Origin of the sequence: Oerskovia merdavium (genome assembly GCF_014836755.1) — a bacterium.
GTDB lineage: Bacteria > Actinomycetota > Actinomycetes > Actinomycetales > Cellulomonadaceae > Oerskovia > Oerskovia merdavium.
Map to the genome: position 1 here is coordinate 253715 of NZ_JACSQF010000001.1, position 17702 is coordinate 271416.

Sequence of the window (17702 nt, forward strand, 5' to 3'; positions counted from 1 at the left end):
TCTTGAACCGTGACCTCTCGTAGCTGCCCCTCGCTCGACGTGGCCGGGGGGCCTCAGGGACCGCCGATCCGTCGGTCGGCCCTGCACACCTCGACCCTTCGCGTCTCCGGACGCCGTGACGCACGCAAGCTCGGGACCCACGGCCGCGCTTTGCCCGTTCTGACCCCGTCGAGTGGCAACATCTCCTTCATGACGGTCTCGTTCGGAACCCGCCTCGACACCCGGGTCGGGGTCTCCCCGCTCGCCGACCTCTCCCCCGTCGGGACCTGAGGCCAGCATGAGCCACGAGGAGTCAGGGCGCACACGCCCACCCAGCTTCACGCCGCAGTCGGGACGCGCGGTCCGTCCCCCCAGCGTGGGTGACGCGATCGCCGTCGGCTCCGACGGCGCGCGACCCGCCCCCCAGGAGCCGGGCGAGCACCTGGCCCCGGACGTCCCGCTCGCCGCGGAACCCCGGATCAAGCGCCAGTCCTCTCGTGCACCGGACAGCGCTCCGTCCCGACCGGGCACCCCGCCGCCCGCGGTACCGGTGCGCCCGGTCGGCTCGACCCGGGCCGAGAGACCGCGGGCATCGGCTCCGCAGCAGTCCGCAGCCCGGGGCGAGGCTCCACCGTCGCTCACACCGTCACGTGGGAGGCAGCAGCGCCCCCCGAGCGCGCCCGTGCGCTCCGTGGGGGCACAGCAGCAAGGTTCCGGGGGAACGGCTGGTCGTCCGGCGGTGGTCCAGCCGACGCAGCGACCGCGGTCCACCACGCCGGGCCAGGCGACGCGTGGCGCCTCCGCGACCACCGCGCGCAGCGCTCGCGCCCCCGGTGCCGCTCCGGCCCGGCCGGGTGCGGGTTCCCCCCCGGGGACTCGGCCCCCGCTCGACCGGCCGTCGAGCCCGCGTGGCGGCTCGGGCTTCCGGCTGCGGAAGGGACGCCTTGCCGCCGTCGTCGGGGTCTTCGCGCTCGTCCTGCTCCTTGCGTGGCCCGTCGGGTTGCTCGTGTGGGCCAACGGGAAGATCCAGCACGTCGACGCACTCTCCGGTGCGCCGGGCACGGCCGGCACGACCTACCTCCTGGCCGGGTCCGACGCTCGTGGTGGCGACGGGATCGCCGAGGACGGGACGGAGGGCGCTCGTACGGACACCATCATGGTTCTGCACAAGCCTTCGAGCGGGCCCGCCGCGCTCATCAGCCTGCCCCGCGACACCTTCGTCGACGTCCCCGGCAAGGGACCCGCGAAGCTCAACGCCGCGTACTCCTGGGGCGGGGCCCCTCTTCTCGTCCAGACCGTCGAGGGCCTGACCGGTCTGACGGTGGACCACTACGTCGAGATCGGCCTCGGCGGGGTCTCGAACGTCGTCAACGCGGTCGGCGGCGTCGAGCTGTGCCTCGACTACGACGTCAACGACCCCAACAGCGGGCTCGTCTGGGCTGCCGGGTGCCACGAGACCGACGGAACGACCGCGCTCGCCTTCGCGCGCATGCGCTATGCGGACCCCAAGGGCGACATCGGTCGTGGTGAACGCCAGCGACAGGTCGTCGGTGCCGTGAGCCAGAAGGCCGTCGACGCGAGCCTGCTCGTCAAGCCCGGCGACCAGGTCGCGCTGATCGGTGCGGGCCTCGGCGCGATCGAGGTCGACGAGAAGACGGGAATCATCGACCTCGGCAGGCTCGCCCTGGCCTTCCGTGCGGCCAACGGCCCCGACGGCATCACGGGCACCCCGCCGATCTCCAACCCGGACTACCGACCGGGTGGTGTGGGATCCACCGTGCAGCTCGACCCCGACCTGAGCCCTGCGTTCTGGGCCGACATCCGCGACGGCAAGCTGCCCCCGGGTGTCGTGGGTGGGCTGCCGCAGTCCTAGCTCGTCGCCAGGCGACCGCGCTCAGGACCAGCCACAGCGGGGCCGCCCGGGAGGCCCCGCGGCCGCTCGCGACGGACCCCTACGCCCCGAACCCCGTCCGGCGCTCCCCCGCGACCGAGGAGCGCAGCGCGGCGCCCTTGGCGTGCGCCTGCTCGCTCAGCCCCTCCTGGAAGGCGACCATCCTCTCGCGCAGGCGCGCTGCGTCGTCGTCCACGCCCGAGGCCAGGATGCGCGCGGCGAGCAGGCCTGCGTTGCGCGCGCCCCCGATCGAGACGGTCGCGACGGGCACTCCCGCGGGCATCTGGACGATCGACAGGAGCGAGTCCATGCCGTCGAGGTAGCGCAGGGGCACGGGGACCCCGATGACCGGCAGGGGCGTCACGGCCGCGAGCATGCCCGGCAGGTGCGCTGCTCCCCCGGCGCCCGCGATGACGACCCGCAGGCCGCGCTCGGCAGCGCTGCGCCCGTAGTCGATCATCTCGGTGGGCATGCGGTGGGCCGAGACGACGTCGACCTCGATCGCCACGCCGAACTCTCGCAGCGCGTTCGCGGCCTCCTGCATGACGGGCCAGTCGGAGTCGGACCCCATCACGATCCCCACGACGGGGGTACCGGTCACCGTGTGCGTGCTGGTCGCAGCGTTCTCCGTCATGTCTCAGGCCTTCGTCTCGTCGCTGGTGGGGTTCTCGGGGAGGGTCTCGCCGCGCAGCAGCGCGGCGGCGCCCAGCGCCCGACGGCGGACCTCGCCCAGGTCGTGTCCGCTCACGTTCACGTGGGCGAGCTTGCGGCCCGGGCGCACGTCCTTGCCGTACAGGTTGACGCGCGCGTCGGGGAACGCCCCCAGGACCGCGGGCAGCGCGTCGGTCAGCCGGGGCAGGCTCGACCCCAGCACGTTGGCCATGACGGTCCACGGGGCGGTGGGCGACGTGTCGCCCAGCGGCAGGTCGAGCACGGCGCGCAGGTGCTGCTCGAACTGGCTCGTGACCGAGCCGTCGATGGTCCAGTGCCCCGAGTTGTGCGGGCGCATCGCGAGCTCGTTGACCAGGACACGGCGCACCGGGCGGCCGTCGCCCGTGCTCTCGAGGACCTCGAACATCTCGACCGCGAGCACGCCCGTCACGTCGAGCCCCTCGGCGATCGCGATCGCGGCGGTCCGGGCCTCCTCGGCCTCGGTGTCGGTGAGGTCGGGCGCGGGCGCCACGACCTCGGAGCACACGCCGTCGCGCTGGATCGACTCGACCACGGGCCAGGTGCGGACCTCGCCGCTCGGGCGGCGGGCGACCAGGACCGCGAGCTCACGCGTGAAGGGGACCTTCTCCTCGACGAGGAGCTGCGGTCCGCCCGCGGCGGCCGCCGCGAGCCAGTCAGCGGCCTCGTCGGCGGACGACACGACGCGCACGCCCTTGCCGTCGTACCCACCGCGCGAGGTCTTGACCACGGCCTGTCCCCCGACCTCTGCGAGGAACTCGACGAGCCTCGCGTGGCCCCGCTCGGGGTCGACGGGCAGCGGTGCCCAGCGCGGGCACGGGGCCCCGAGCTCGGTGAGCCGCCGGCGCATGACGATCTTGTCCTGCGCCTGGACCAGCGCGTGCGGTGCGGGGCGCACCGGGGTGCCGTGCGCGATGAGGTCGGCGAGCAGGTCGTTGGGTACGTGCTCGTGCTCGAACGTGAGGACGTCCGCAGGGGGGCGTCCGTCGGTCGGGGCGATGAGCTCGCGCACGGCGGCCTCGTCCCCGGCCGCGCCCACGGGGGCATCGGTCACGACCTGGGCCGCCGACGACCCGGGAGCCTCGACGAGCACCCGCAGGTGCACTCCGAGCTCACCGGCCGCAGGGGCCATCATGCGGGCGAGCTGCCCGCCTCCGACAACGGCGATCACTGGTGCTGACACGTGTACCGAGGGTAGTCGCTCGGCACGCCCCCGGCCGACCGGTCCCAAACGATCAGTTGCTCCTGGCAATCGTTCCCAGGTCGACCGCGTACCCTGCCCATCATGTCCAGCCAGGTCGACGAGCTCGCGCTCGATCCCACCCGGCCGTCCACCGCCCGCGAGGTCAGGTCCGCCCGCGCGACGGCCGACGGCCTCGCCCGCGGTGCGCTGCGCCGCGCCCGTGTCGCCGCACGGCTCCTCGAGCTGGGCCGCTTCAGCTTCGTCGGGACGATCGCGTTCTTCGTCGACCTCGGCGTCTTCAACCTCCTGCGCTTCGGCCCCTGGGAGGCGCTCAGCTCGAGCCCCCTCGAGGCCAAGGCCATAGCGGTCGTCGTGTCGACCCTGGTCTCGTGGCTCGGCAGCCGTTACTGGACCTTCTCCGACCGGCGCACCACGCAGCGCACGCGCGAGCTGGTCGGCTTCCTGCTGGTGAACGCCGTCGGCATGGCGATCTCCCTCGGGTGCCTCGCCTTCTCGACGAGCGTCCTGGGCCTGACGTCCCCCCTCGCGGAGAACGTCTCGGCGAACATCGTCGGGCTCGCCCTGGCCAACGTCTTCCGCTACGTGAGCTACCGCAGGTTCGTCTTCACGGGAGCCTGACCGGGCAGGACGCCCGGCCGGTCACCGGAGCAGGTGGCCGGTCACCTAGCGGGGCTCGACCTCGGGTCCGCGCCCCCGCCGACGCCGACGCCCGCCGCGTGCGGAGATCAGCGTCCCCGTCGGCAGGACGACGCGCGGGTCGAGCGTCCGCGGGACCCCTGCGAGGAAGAGCGCGAAGATCGGCGGACGGCGCTGCGCGAGCTCGAGCCTGCCACCGTCGGCCGCGGCCAGGTCACGTGCGAGCGCCAACCCCAGGCCGGTCCCAGCGCCCGAGGTCGCGCCGCGTTCGAAGACACGGGGTGCCATCTCGTCCGAGACGCCCTCACCCTCGTCACCGACCTCGACCGCGACAGCACCGCTCGTCCCGCTGGGACGGGCACGGACCGTCGTGGTGCCGGCACCGTGCTTGAGCGAGTTCTCGATGAGCGTCGCGAGGACCTGCGCGAGCGCGCCGGGCGTGGCGAGCACCTGGTACCCCTCGGGTACGTCGACCACGAGCTTGCGCCCCGCCTGGGCGAACGTCGGGACCCACTCCTCCTCCTGCTGCCGGACGACCTCGATGAGCCGGACGGCCTCGGTCGTCCCACCCTGCGCCCGCCGCGACTGCGTCAGCAGGTCGTCGACCACCGTGACGAGCCGTTCGACCTGCTCGAGCGAGATGCGGGCCTCCTCCTGGACCGCCGGGTCGTCGGAGGCCATCGAGATCTCCTCGAGCCGCATGCTCAGCGCCGTCAGCGGCGTGCGGAGCTGGTGCGAGGCGTCGGAGGCGAACTGCCGCTCGGCCGCGAGGCGTCCCGCCAGCCGGTCCGAGCTGCGCGCGAGCTCGGCCGCGACGAGGTCGATCTCCTCGACACCCGAGGGCTCGAGCCGTGGGCGCACCTGCCCCGACCCGAGCTGCTCGGCCGACGCCGCGAGGTAGACCAGCGGCGCGGAGAGCCGGTTGGCCTGCCACACCGCCATGGCGATCCCGGCCGCGAACGCCACGACCGATGCCGCCACGACGAGCAGGACGATCTGGGCGGCGTTCCAGTAGCTGTCGACGAACGACGTGCTGAGGGCGACCGTCGCGTTCTGGTCGGTCCGGTCGGCGGCCTCGTTGGCCCGTCCTGTGATGACCTCGCCCGCGGTCATCTGCTCACCGTCCGGAAGGTTCACGAACACGTACGCGGGCAGCTCGCCCGGCCGCCCCTCGGACGCGCTGTCGAGGAGCGACTGCGGGATGGGCTCGTTCTGCGCGAGCCGGTTGTCGATGTTGCGCGCCAGGGTGTCCACCCGCCCCTGGAGCTGGGCCATCTCGTTGGCCAGGACGAACTGCGCCCCGAGGAACGCGAGCGGGAAGCCGAGCAGGAGCACGGCGACGGCGACGGCCGCGACCGTCGCCTGCAGCACGCGTCGACGCACGCTCCCCGACCCTTCGCTCAGCCCCGTCGGGGGATCAGCCCTCGCCGGTCTCGAAGCGGAAGCCGAGGCCTCGCACCGTGGAGACGTAGCGCGGCGAGTTGGCGTCGTCCCCGAGCTTGCGACGCAGCCAGGACACGTGCATGTCGAGGGTCTTGGTCGAGCCGACGGGCTCCGAGCCCCACACGTCGCGCATGAGGGTGTCGCGCACCACGACGGAACCGGCGCTCGCGATGAGGACGCGCAGGAGCTCGAACTCCTTGGTCGTCAGGTGCAGCTCACGGTCGCCCTGGAAAGCGCGGTGCGCCGCGACGTCGATGCGGACGTCCTGGGCGACGAGCTCTTCCTCGTCGGTCGGGTCGCCGTGCGTACGACGCAGCAGCGCCCGGACGCGGGCGAGGAGCTCGGCCAGGCGGAACGGCTTGGTCACGTAGTCGTCGGCGCCGGCGTCGAGGCCGACCACCAGGTCGACCTCGTCGGCGCGCGCGGTCAGGACCAGGACCGGCGTCGTCAGACCCTTGTTGCGAATCTCACGTGCGACGTCGAGGCCGTCCATGTCCGGGAGGCCCAGATCCAGGACCACGATGTCGACACCGCTCGCGGCGTCGATCGCTCCTTGACCAGTTCCATGCACGACTACGTTGTAACCCTCACGCGTCAGCGCACGCGCCAAAGGTTCGGCAATCGCCGGGTCGTCCTCCGCTAGCAGTACGTGGGTCATTCGATCATGCTAGGGCATTCGCAGAACTTTGGCGTTATCCATCAGGCCTCGTGGGACGTTCGTGACACACCTGCTGGACACCCCGGAGTCGGCGTCCCGCTCTGCCCGGGTCTGTCCCGGTCCGCACCGTCCGCCGGCGCCTGCGCCCGCCCGCTGCCACGGCCCGGACCCCGCCCCCGGCGTCGTCCCCCCAGCTCGCCGGCCGCACACCCGCCGCGGGTCCCCCCACGGTCGCGCGTCCCGTCCGTCCGGAGGTGGACGCGTCGCCCCGAGCCCGCCACCTACGCTGGCAGGCATGGGTTGGTACGAGAACATGGGCAAGTGGTGGGAGCGGCACCGGTTCGCGGTCGACCTCACGAGCACGGTCGTCGTCGCGCTCGTGTTCATCCCGTTCGCGCTCGCCTACGGGTCCTCCGTCACGGGCGGGTCGACGCTCTCGACGCTCTTCACGATCGGCATGCTCGCCCCGCTCCCCTGGCGGCGCGTCCGCCCCGTCGCATCGGCGGTCACGGTCTACGCGGTCGCGCTGCTCCACCTGCTCGTGGGGATCATCTTCCTGCCGTCCGACTTCCTCCTGCTGATCTCGCTGTTCTCCGTGACGGTCTACGGCCCCCGCTGGGCCCACCGCACCGCGATGATCTCGTCGGCCGCCGGGTCGCTCGTGCTGGGGCTGAGGCTCGCCGTCAACGCCTCCAGCGCCGCCGAGGCGGCGGGGGTGTTCGTCTTCACGGCGATGTTCTCCACCATGATGTTCCTGGCCGTCTGGGCCTTCGGCCTGGTGCGCCGCTCACGGCGCGAGACCATCAACGCCCTGGTCGACCGCGCCGAGCGTCTCGAGGTCGAGCGCGACCAGCAGGCGCAGATCGCGACGGCCGCCGAGCGCTCGCGCATCGCCCGCGAGATGCACGACATCGTGGCCCACTCGCTGTCGGTCATCATCGCCCAGGCCGACGGCGGCCGGTACGCGGGAGCCACCGACCCCGCGGCGGCCACGCGTGCGCTGGCCACGGTCTCGGACACCGGTCGTGCGGCCCTCGCGGACATGCGCCGGCTCCTGGGCGTCCTGCGCACCGACGACCGCGACGCGGTCGCCGGCTCGGGTCGTCCCGCACAGCTCACGCACGCCCCCGGGCTCAACAACCGGCCCCGACAGGTCCTCGACGAGGCCCGGACGAACGACGCAACGGGCACGGCGACCGTCCCCCGCACGGCCGGCCCGACGACCGGCCCCGTGCCGACCGCCACGGGTTCCGTGCGACGCGTCGAGCTCACGCCCCAGCCCGACTCCGCCGACCTCGAGTCCCTCGTCTCGCAGGTCCGCGACAGCGGCATGCGCATCTCGCTCGTCCGCATGGGCACCCCGCGCCCGCTGCCCCCGGGGGCGGGTCTGACCGTCTACCGCGTGTGCCAGGAGGCGCTCACCAACATCCTCAAGCACGCGGGCCCCGACCCGACCGTCACGGTCGTCGTGACCTGGGGCGTCGACACTCTCCAGCTCGCGGTCGACGACGACGGCCGCGGGGCGTCGGCCGACGGTACGCACTCCCCCGGCTACGGCCTGCTCGGGATGCGCGAGCGCGCGGTGATCTTCGGCGGCGCGGTGACCACGGGTCCGCGCCCCGGCGGCGGGTTCCGCGTCCGGTTCACCATGCCCATCCCCCGGCTCGACGGCGCCGCTCCCCCCGTCCCGGCGCCGCCCGCACCGGCGTCGGGCAGGATGGGGCAGCAGACGCCCGGCACGCCCGGCACGGCAGCACCCCCTGTACCCGCACCCGCACCCGCACCCGCACCCGACGATCCCCAGGAACCATGACCTCCACCTTCTTCACGCCCGACCTCCCCGCGCAGGACCCCATCCGGGTCGCGCTCGTCGACGACCAGCAGCTCGTGCGCGCCGGGTTCCGGATGGTCATCGACTCCCAGCCCGACCTCCAGGTCACGGTCGAGGCGGGCGACGGGCTCCAGGCCCTGCGGCTCCTCGCGGACCACCCGGTCGACGTCGTGCTCATGGACGTGCGCATGCCGCACCTCGACGGGCTCTCGGCCACGGCCCAGCTCACGGCCGCGGCGGCCGAGGGCCACCACGTGCCCCGGGTCATCGTGCTCACGACGTTCGACCTCGACGAGTACGTGCTCGAGGCCATCCGGTCCGGAGCCAGCGGGTTCCTCCTGAAGGACGCCCCGCCCGAGGAGATGCTCGCCGCGATCCGTACCGTGCACTCGGGCGACGCGGTGATCGCCCCGTCGTCGACGCGCCGGCTCCTCGAGCACCTGGTCGTGGCCCTGCCCGCCGAGCAGCTCGTCGACACGGGTGCGCAGGAGCAGATCTCCTCCCTCACCGAGCGTGAGCGCGAGGTCCTCGTCCTCATGGCCCGCGGCCGCTCGAACAACGAGATCGCGAGCGACCTGTTCGTCGCCGAGGCCACGGTCAAGACCCATGTCGGACGCATCCTCGCCAAGCTCGGGGCGCGCGACCGCGTCCAGGCCGTGGTGACCGCGTACGAGACGGGACTCGTGCGCCCGGGCGCGTGACGCCGTCGGGCACCTCGCCGGTAGGGGTTCCCCCCGGTCGGTGTACGACCACGGGATGACGTCCCGCGTCCCGAGGACCCGCCCCTCGCCGGACGCACGACCACCACCCCGGCTCCTAGTGTCGTCATCAGGTGGGAACGAGGGCCTCGCGCCCTCTCCCGCACCCCTCGGTCCCGGGCCCGGGCGCCCTGCGCGCCCCCGCCCAGGACCGGCGCAGACCGACGACGAACTCTCCTGGAGCAGACGTGGACACCACCGTGTACCAGCCCATCCCCGGCACCCCTCCGGCGCAAGGCACGCCCGCCGTGCGCGCCCGGTCCCTGACCAAGCTGTACGGCAAGGGCGAGGCGACCGTGCGCGCCCTCGACGGCGTCGACGTGGACTTCGAGAAGGGCGCGTTCACCGCGATCATGGGCCCCTCGGGCTCGGGGAAGTCCACGCTCATGCACCTGCTCGCCGGGCTCGACACCGCCTCGAGCGGCCAGGGCTTCATCGGCGACACCGAGATCACGGCCCTGGGCGACAACGAGCTGACCAGGCTGCGCCGCGACCGCGTCGGCTTCGTCTTCCAGTCGTTCAACCTGCTGCCCATGTTCACGGCCGAGCAGAACATCACGCTGCCGATCGAGCTGGCAGGACGCAAGGTCGACGCCGAGACCAAGGAGTGGCTCGCGACGCTCGTCCAGACCCTGGGCCTGGGCGCGCGCCTCACGCACCGCCCCAGCGAGCTCTCGGGCGGGCAGCAGCAGCGCGTGGCCATCGCCCGCGCGCTCATCGCCAAGCCCGAGGTCGTCTTCGCGGACGAGCCCACGGGCAACCTGGACTCGCGCTCGGGCGCCGAGGTCCTGAGCTTCCTGCGCCGCTCGGTGCGCGAGCTCGGCCGGACCATCATCATGGTCACGCACGACCCCACGGCCGCCGCCTACGCCGACCGCGTCATCCTCATCGCCGACGGCCGCATCGCGGGAGACATCGACAACCCGACCCCCGAGTCGGTCCTCGCCGGGCTCGACGCGCTGCGCACGCTCGAGAACGACCCCGCGGACGCGCTCGCCGGCACCACCGGTCCGACGGCGGTGCGCGCCTGATGGTCCGGCTCACCCTGGCGCAGATGCGCCGCAGCATCGGGCGGCTGAGCGCCGCCGGCATCGCGATCCTCATCGGGACCGCGTTCCTCACCGCGACCCTGCTCGCGGGAACCGTCATCAACCGCATCACGACCGACTCGATCGCCGCGCAGTTCGCCGACTCGGACCTCGTGGTCGCGAGCAACGCCGGCATCGACCAGGCAGGGGTCGCGGAGATCCGCGGGACCGAGGGCGTCGAGGCCGCCGACCCGCAGGTCCTGCGGGCCTTCGAGCTCGTCTCGGGGGGCAAGCGCACCTACCAGGTCGTCGTCCCGACCGCCTCGGACCCGCGCTTCGAGGCCCAGGAGCTCGTCGAGGGTGCGATGCCCGCACGCTCGGGCCAGATCGCGCTGCCGTCCGACGTCGCCGAGCGGCTGGGGCTCGGGCTCGGCGACACCGTGACCGTCGTGCGCTCGGTGTGGACGCCGAACGCCGAGGGCGCGGCCACCGAGCAGGGCGCGCCGACTGGTGCGACGGACGGCGAGACCGCCGCCCCCGAGGAGATCGCGCCCACCGACGGGGCGACCGACGAGGCGGGCAGCGAGACCGCGCCCACCGACCAGGACGCCCCCGTCGAGGAGGAGCCCGCGGGCACCTTCGTCGACACGAACGAGAAGCTGACCCTCGTCGGGACCCTCGACGACCCGATGGGCGCCTACGCCCAGGTGGGTGGCGCGGGCGTCCTGTCGGACGAGGACCTGACCGCCTGGGAGGCAGAGAGCTTCGTCCCGGGCGAGTCCGCGACCGCGTACAACGCGGTGCTGGTCGCCCTGGCGCCCGGTGCCGACCTCGAGGCCGTCCGGTCGAGCGTCACGGGCTCGCTCGGGGGAGACACCGAGGTCTGGACGAGCGCCGAGTACGCCAAGGAGCAGGCCGCCCAGATGACGGGCGGCGAGGACGTCTTCACCTACGTGATCCTCACGTTCGCGGCGATCGCGCTGCTCGTCGCGGCCCTGGTCATCGCGAACACCTTCCAGGTGCTCGTCGCCCAGCGCACCCGGACGCTCGCGCTCCTGCGCTGCGTGGGTGCCGACCGCAAGCAGCTGGCCCGCTCGGTCCTGCTCGAGGCCGTGATCCTGGGCCTGGTCGCCTCGGTCGCCGGCATCCTGTTCGGCATCGGGCTCGTCCAGCTCGCGCTGACCGTCGCGGGCAGCATGGACCTCGGCATCCCGCTGCCCTCGGTCGTCCAGGTGACGCCCGTCGCGGTCCTCGTCCCGCTGCTCGTGGGGACCGTCGTGACGCTCGTCGCGTCGTTCTCGCCGGCGCGTGCCGCGACCCGGGTCGCGCCGCTCGCCGCGCTGCGTCCCTCCGACGCGCCGACCCTCACGTCGGGAGCAGGACGCGTCCGCCTCGCGATCTCGTCGATCCTCGTCGTCGGAGGTGCGGGCCTCCTGGTCCTGGGAGTCCTCCTGGGGCAGCAGGGCAGCGCGGAGGCGGGCCTGCTCGCCGCGACCGCCGGTGGCGCGGCCTCGTTCGTGGGCGTCCTCGTGGGAGCGATCTTCTGGCTCCCCAAGGTCGTGAGCCTCGTGGGCAAGGTCCTGACGGGCTCCGGCAGCACGGCCAAGCTCGCGGCCGCGAACACCCTGCGCAACCCGCGCCGCACCGCCGCGACGAGCACCGCGCTCCTCATCGGCGTGACGCTCGTGGCCATGATGTCGACCGGGGCGGTGAGCGCCCGGATGAGCATGAACAACGAGCTCGACGGTCGCTACCCCGTGGACGTCTCGCTCGCGACCGACGGCTACGACGAGTACGGCGGCAACCAGCCCGTCGCGCTCCCGCAGTCGACGATCGGCACGGCCGAGAAGGTCGACGGCGTCGAGTCCGTCGTCCCGCTGACCGCGACGTCGGTCACGGTCGATCTCGACGGCAACGACGTCACGTTCCTCGCACGCGGGGTCGACCCCGGCGCGGCGGCCGCGCTCGTGCGCGACGAGAAGGCGGTCGAGGGCCTGGCCCCGGGCACCGTCGTCGTCCCGGCAGGGGTCGCCGAGGACTGGGGCATCTCGACGGGCGATGAGCTCGAGCTGGCCGCCGCACCGCTCCCCGAGGACGCGAACCCCCAGGGGACGCCTGCGACCCTCGAGGCGCTCGTGACCCCGATGGGTGGACGTGCCCTTCTCGTCACGCCGCAGACGCTCGAGGGCGTCGCGACGGGGACACCCGTCACGAGCGCCTGGGTCGGCCTGGCCGACGTCAACGACGCCGCGTCCGTGGTGCCCGCCCTCCAGGACGCGCTCGCGGAGACCGACCTCCCGATCGACGTCACGGGGGCCGCGGTCGAGCGAGCGATGTACCAGAAGGTCGTCGACACGATCCTCGGCGTCATCGTCGGGCTCCTCGCGGTCGCGGTCGTCATCGCCCTCATCGGCGTGGCGAACACGCTGTCGCTCTCGGTCATCGAGCGCCGTCGGGAGTCCGCGACCCTGCGGGCCATCGGCCTGAGCCGGTCCCAGCTGCGCTGGATGCTCGCGATCGAGGGCATGCTCATCGCGGGGGTCGGTGCGGTGCTGGGCATCCTGCTCGGGATCGCGTACGGCTGGGCGGGCGCGTCCGCGGCCCTGGCCGTGATGGGCGACGTGACGCTCGCCGTGCCGTGGCGCGACGTCGCCCTGGTCCTGGTCGTGGCCCTCGTCGCCGGTCTCCTGGCGTCGGTGATCCCCGGCCGCTCGGCAGCCCGCACCTCTCCCGTGGAGGCGCTCGCGGTCGACTGACCGCGGCAAGGCTCGACGCCCGACGGCGCACCTGTGGACGACCACCTCGTCCACAGGCGCGCCGTCGTCGTCTGCAGGAACACCCGTCCCGGCACCAGGATCGGGTCGTGCGCATGACCCTCCACCCCGGCCTCGACGTCCTGCTCGAGCCCGGCGCCCGCCTGGGCGACCTCCGGGCCGACCTCGCGCGCCTCGCGCGCAGACCCGAGCTGCTGGCCGCACCGCTCGCGGCCGACGGGGTGCTCGTGCACGACGACCACCTCGTCGGCACCCGCCCCCTGCTCCCGGGGGCGACCCTGCACGCACTCCTGCCCGGGACGGGTCCGGCCGCGAGCGCCACGGAGCGGGACCCCGAGGCCGCGGCGCTGCGCGCCCCCTGGCACGTCGCGGTCCTCTCGGGTCCGGGGAGCGGCGGGCTGCACGCCGTGCGGGAGGGATCCGGGCTCGTGCTGGCGGCATCGGGCTCTGGAGGAGCCACGGTCGTGGTGACGGTCGGCGCGCGGCGGGCGGGACGGGCCCGAGGGATCCCGTGGGACCGGCGGTCCGGGCGGGGAGGGCAGGGGGGTCCGGTCCGGGTCGCGGTCCGCGGCGCCCACGGCACGTGGGAGTCCCCTGGTGCGCGTCCGCGCCGGGTCCGGGGCGCTCGTCCTCGCGCCTGGCCCACGGGCAGGGTCCTGCACGTGGGCGGTGCCGTCTACGACCTGCGGCCGCGTCCCCGCCTCGAGGAGTGGGCCGTCACGAGTGCGCTGCCCCTCCCCGTCCCGGTGCGGGCCGGCGGCCCGGGCCTCAGCGGTCAGTCGGTCGCCATGGCGCTCACCCCTGCGGTCGGCTCGCTCGCGCTCGCGGCCACGCTGCGCCAACCCGTGCTCGCGCTCCTCGCCCTGCTCGGTCCGCTCACGCTCGTGGTCCCGCTCCTCGTCGCTGCCCGACGGCGTCGCTCGCGCGGGCAGGACGGGTCCGGCCCGGGCGCCGGTCGGGTCGGGCGTACGGGTGGTGACCCGGGCGGCGCCCTCGCACCGACCGAGGCGCCCCGAGGCGCTGCGGCGCGTGGAGTCGCGGGCACGGACCGCGTCCCCCTCGCGGCGTCCGAGCCCGCGGACGGCGATCCACCGGCCCCGAGCCCGGCGGACCTCATGACGGCCGTGGTCGCGGTCCACCGGGCTGCCCCCGACCCGTCGCGCGTGCCGAGGGCAGCCACCGGGACCGGCCCGGCCCCCTGGGCCGACCCCCTGCCCGCGCGACCCCACGCCCCGGGGGCACGGCTCCCCGACGGGTGCGTGGCCGTCGTCGGGCAGCGGGCGGACCGGCTCGCCGCGGCGCGCACGCTCCTCCTGGCCCAGGTCGCCTCGGGCGCCACGGCCGAGGCCGTGCACGCCGACGAGGATGCGCACGAGTGGGCGTGGCTGCGCTGGCTCCCCCGGTCGCGCCGGAGCCGAGAAGCCTCCCCGGGGGCGTCCGCGGCCGACCGGGTGCTCCTCGTGGACGTCTCCCCGGCGGGGCACGAAGGGCCACCGGTGGGAGCCCAGGACCTCGACCGGTGGTGGGCCGCACGAGGCCCGCACGAACGGCTGATCCTGCTCGCCAGCGGTCCGGGCGCCGTGCCCGCATGGTGCCGGACCGCCCTCGACGCCACGAACGGCCGATGGCACCTCGCGGACGGGAGCACCCGTCCCGCCCCCGCCGTCGGCGTCACCGCCGCCTGGTCCGAGCGCTACGCCCGGCACCTCGCCGCGGCGGCCCGGCTCGGGCGCTGGCCCGCCGGCACGGGCGACCCGGCCGCGGGCGAGCCGTCCGACCCTGTCGCCCCCGGGCTTCCCGCTGCGGCGTCGCTCGCGGCACTCCTCGGGCTCGGCACCAGCGACGCCGTCGCTCCCTCGGCCGACGTCCGCTGCTCGCTCACGACCCGTGTCGCCCACCGGTGGGAGGCATCCTCCCGAGGCGCGCCGACGACGCCAGGCCTGCCGGTCCCCCTCGGTCTCGACGCGCACGGACGTCCGGTCGTGGTCGACGTCGTGCGGGACGGCCCGCACGCGCTGGTCGCCGGGACCACGGGCGCGGGCAAGTCCGAGCTGCTCCAGTCGCTCGTCCTGGGGCTGGCCCTCACCACGTCCCCGCGCGACCTCGCCATCGCGCTCGTCGACTACAAGGGCGGCGCGAGCTTCGGCGGGTGCGTCGGGCTCCCGCACGTCGTGGGGCAGGTCACTGACCTCGAGCCCGGCCTGGCGGGCCGGGCGCTCGCCGGGCTCCGCGCCGAGCTGCGTCGTCGCGAGCACGTGGTCGCAGGCGCGGGCGCCACCTGCCTCGACGATCTTCCCCCGGGCGTCCTGCCCCGGCTGCTCGTGGTCGTCGACGAGTTCCGGGCGCTCGCCGACGACCTGCCGGACTTCCTGCCCGGGCTCCTGCGCCTCGCGTCCCAGGGCCGGTCGCTCGGGGTCCACCTCGTCCTGGCCACCCAGCGGCCGGCCGGTGCGGTCACCGCGGACATGCGCGCCAACATCTCGCTGAGGATCGCGCTGCGGCAGATCGACACGGGCGACTCGCACGACGTGATCGACGCCCCGCACGCGGCGCGGATACCGGTCGACCGTCCCGGGCGGGCGGTCCTGCGCCGCGGCGACGGTGAACCCTTCGCGTTCCAGTGCGCCCACGCGGCCGCACCCGCTCCGCGGGGGACGGACGCCGTGCGTGCCGCTCCACGGTGGGGCGCCGCCCCCGTCTCCCCGGGCGGACACGCACCGGACGCCCCCGACCAGGTGACGGTCCTCGTCGCGGCGGCCCGCGAGGCCGCGGTGCTCGCGGGGCACGTTCCCTTCCCCGCACCGTGGCTCCCGGGCCTGCCGGGGCGCGTGACGCCGTCGGACCTCCCGGGAGCGGGCACCGCCCCCGGCGACGTGCCGGGCCGGCTTCCCCTCGCCCTCTCCGACCTGCCCGCCGAGCAGCGCCGCGGCGTCGTGACGTGGGACGTCGGCGACGGCCACCTCGCGGTCGTCGGCCGCCCACGTTCGGGCCGGACCACGGCACTGCGGGCGCTCGCCGTCGCGGCGCTCGACCGGGGGTGGGACGTGCACGTCGTCGCCGAGGATCCCGCGCTCACCGGACCCGGGCTGCGAGCGCACGCAGGCTGCGGGACCGTCGCCGACCAGCACGACCCGCGCCGGGTCGCACGGCTCGTCGACCTCCTGCTCGGCCGGGCGGGCCGCGAGCCCACGCTCGTGCTGCTCGACGGGATCGAGGACCTGCGCACCTCGCTCGGGCTCCTGGCGGGCGGTGCGGGGGCCGACCTCCTGGGGCGCCTCCTCGGTGAAGGGGCGTCGCGCGGCGTGCACGTCGCGCTCTCGGGGCAGACACCGGGGCTGGGCGGGCTCGCGCACCGCGTCGGGCCGCGGCTCGTGCTGGCCTCGAGCGCCGTGCACGACGACGTCGCGCACGGCGTGCCCTCCCACCTCGCAGGGCGCGGTGGGCGAGCCGGGCGCGGCGTCTGGCTCGGGTCCGGCGAGCCCGTCGAGTGCCAGGTCGTGGTCGACGCCTCACCGGTACCGGGACGGGGCGCCCTCTCGGACGCGCCGTCCCGCGACGACGGCCGACCGGCCCCGGTCCGGCTCGCACCCCTGCCGCGCCTCGTGGCGCCGGCAGACCTCCCCGGCCCCGGCAAGGTTCCGCTCCGGGCCGTGCCGGTCGGGATCGGAGGTGACGCGGCGACCCCTGTGCACCTCGACCTGGGTGCCGGCGCGCTCGTCGTCGGCCCCGGGGGCAGCGGGCGGAGCAGCGCGTTGCTCCTCGTGCTCGGGTACGTGCTGCCGACGGGCCGGGTGCGGGCGGTGCTCTCGCGCGACCCACGTCTCACGCAGCTCGCGGCCACCCACACCGGCGCGGGCCACGTCGTGGCCGCGAGCAGCTTCTCACCGTTCGAGGCGGCCGAGACGCTGAAGCTGCTCTCCATCGCCCCTCCCGCCCGGGGGGACGTCGTGGTCGTCGACGACCTCGACACCCTCCAGCAGGCGTGCCCGCTCGAGGTCGAGATCCTCACGGAACTCGTGCGGACAGGTGTCGTGCTCCTGGCCTCCGCGTCGACGGTCGCCGCCGCGACGGCTCACCGAGGGCCGCTCGCCGAGGTGCGCGCGGCACGGTGCGGGCTCGTGCTGCGTCCTGGCGAACGCGGCAGCGGCGACGTGTTCGGGACGTCGCTCGAACGGGTGCTCGACCCTGGCGCCGGGCCGGCGGGCCGGGCGGTGGCCGTACGGTCGGGCGAGCTCGTGCCCGTGCAGGTCGCGTTCGCCGGGTGACACGACGCCAGGAGGACGCAGCGGCCGGCCCGTCGGCTCCCCTGCTCGCCCGGTCAGTCCTCGGTGCGGGCCGTGTCGCGCGTGGTCGCGACGACGACGGGACGCAGCATGAGGCACACGAGCACCACCACGGCGAGCACCAGGACCGCGATCCCGGGAGCCGTGACCTCGACCTGGAGCCAGCTGAACGCGACGACGACCTGCAGCAGCTGCCAGGTGGCCACCGGGGACCGGGACCACCGCTGTCCGCGCAGGAGTCCACGCGCGCTCGCTCCGAGCACGGCGGCGACCCCCAGGGCGAACACGACCAGGAAGATCGAGACGCCCGCGGCCGACGACCGGCCCGACACGAGCTCGACCAGGACGAGCAGCGCGCCGACGACGAGTGCGACCGCCTCGAGCCCGATCCCGGCGATCACGACCCAGAGCGCGGGCGGGCGCGGGCCGCCCGCAGGCGGGGTCGACGAGCCGGAACCGCCCTCGGGAGGTTCGGGCGTGGATTGATTCGGAGTCCTCACAGCTGCCACGACAACCCAGACTACGCG

12 protein-coding genes are annotated in these 17702 nt (G+C 74.6%); 7 read left to right on the forward strand and 5 right to left on the reverse strand.

Features of this window, described 5'->3' with window-relative positions:
• Window positions 1-718 precede the first annotated feature (718 nt).
• Window positions 719-1852 (forward strand): LCP family protein, encoded by a 1134-nt coding sequence (locus H9641_RS19840; protein ID WP_318244309.1) that lies wholly within the window; start codon window positions 719-721, stop codon window positions 1850-1852.
• Between the two features lie 79 nt (window positions 1853-1931).
• Here the strand turns inward: H9641_RS19840 and purE are convergent, their stop codons facing one another.
• Window positions 1932-2504, reverse strand: a complete 573-nt coding sequence (gene purE, locus H9641_RS00985) for a 5-(carboxyamino)imidazole ribonucleotide mutase (RefSeq protein WP_191800176.1) — start codon at window positions 2502-2504, stop codon at window positions 1932-1934.
• Window positions 2505-2507: 3 nt separating this feature from the next.
• Window positions 2508-3743 (reverse strand): 5-(carboxyamino)imidazole ribonucleotide synthase, encoded by a 1236-nt coding sequence (locus H9641_RS00990; protein ID WP_191800178.1) that lies wholly within the window; start codon window positions 3741-3743, stop codon window positions 2508-2510.
• A 102-nt stretch (window positions 3744-3845) separates the two neighbouring features.
• Here H9641_RS00990 and H9641_RS00995 point away from each other — a divergent pair, with 102 nt between their 5' ends.
• On the forward strand, window positions 3846-4382 hold the full coding sequence (locus H9641_RS00995; protein ID WP_191800180.1) for a GtrA family protein: 537 nt from the start codon (window positions 3846-3848) through the stop codon (window positions 4380-4382).
• A gap of 45 nt (window positions 4383-4427) precedes the next feature.
• Here the strand turns inward: H9641_RS00995 and H9641_RS01000 are convergent, their stop codons facing one another.
• Both H9641_RS01000 and H9641_RS01005 read right to left on the reverse strand, forming a co-directional pair.
• Complete coding sequence (locus H9641_RS01000) at window positions 4428-5783, reverse strand: ATP-binding protein (protein WP_191800181.1); 1356 nt, start codon at window positions 5781-5783, stop codon at window positions 4428-4430.
• Window positions 5784-5817: 34 nt separating this feature from the next.
• A complete protein-coding gene (locus tag H9641_RS01005; protein WP_056645940.1) occupies window positions 5818-6501 on the reverse strand; it encodes a response regulator transcription factor in 684 nt (227 codons plus the stop codon).
• A 295-nt stretch (window positions 6502-6796) separates the two neighbouring features.
• Here H9641_RS01005 and H9641_RS01010 point away from each other — a divergent pair, with 295 nt between their 5' ends.
• The 5 genes from H9641_RS01010 to H9641_RS01030 all read left to right on the forward strand — a co-directional run bounded on the left by H9641_RS01010 (window position 6797) and on the right by H9641_RS01030 (window position 17157).
• Entirely contained in the window at window positions 6797-8314 is a 1518-nt protein-coding gene (locus tag H9641_RS01010) for a sensor histidine kinase (RefSeq protein WP_191800184.1), read from the forward strand.
• Window positions 8311-9033 (forward strand): response regulator, encoded by a 723-nt coding sequence (locus tag H9641_RS01015; RefSeq protein WP_191800187.1) that lies wholly within the window; start codon window positions 8311-8313, stop codon window positions 9031-9033. The genes H9641_RS01010 and H9641_RS01015 overlap by 4 nt, the downstream gene beginning before the upstream one ends.
• Window positions 9034-9278: 245 nt before the next feature.
• Window positions 9279-10121 carry an ABC transporter ATP-binding protein gene (locus H9641_RS01020; RefSeq protein WP_191800189.1) on the forward strand — a complete coding sequence of 281 codons (843 nt, stop codon included), beginning with the start codon at window positions 9279-9281 and terminating at the stop codon, window positions 10119-10121.
• A gap of 23 nt (window positions 10122-10144) precedes the next feature.
• On the forward strand, window positions 10145-12874 hold the full coding sequence (locus H9641_RS01025; RefSeq protein WP_225219749.1) for an ABC transporter permease: 2730 nt from the start codon (window positions 10145-10147) through the stop codon (window positions 12872-12874).
• Window positions 12875-12987: 113 nt separating this feature from the next.
• Complete coding sequence (locus tag H9641_RS01030; protein WP_225219818.1) at window positions 12988-17157, forward strand: FtsK/SpoIIIE domain-containing protein; 4170 nt, start codon at window positions 12988-12990, stop codon at window positions 17155-17157.
• A 53-nt stretch (window positions 17158-17210) separates the two neighbouring features.
• Here H9641_RS01030 and H9641_RS01035 read toward each other — a convergent pair whose 3' ends face one another.
• The gene (locus H9641_RS01035) at window positions 17211-17675 is read right to left on the reverse strand and encodes a hypothetical protein (RefSeq protein WP_225219750.1); all 465 of its coding nucleotides are present in this window, start codon (window positions 17673-17675) and stop codon (window positions 17211-17213) included.
• Window positions 17676-17702 lie beyond the last annotated feature (27 nt).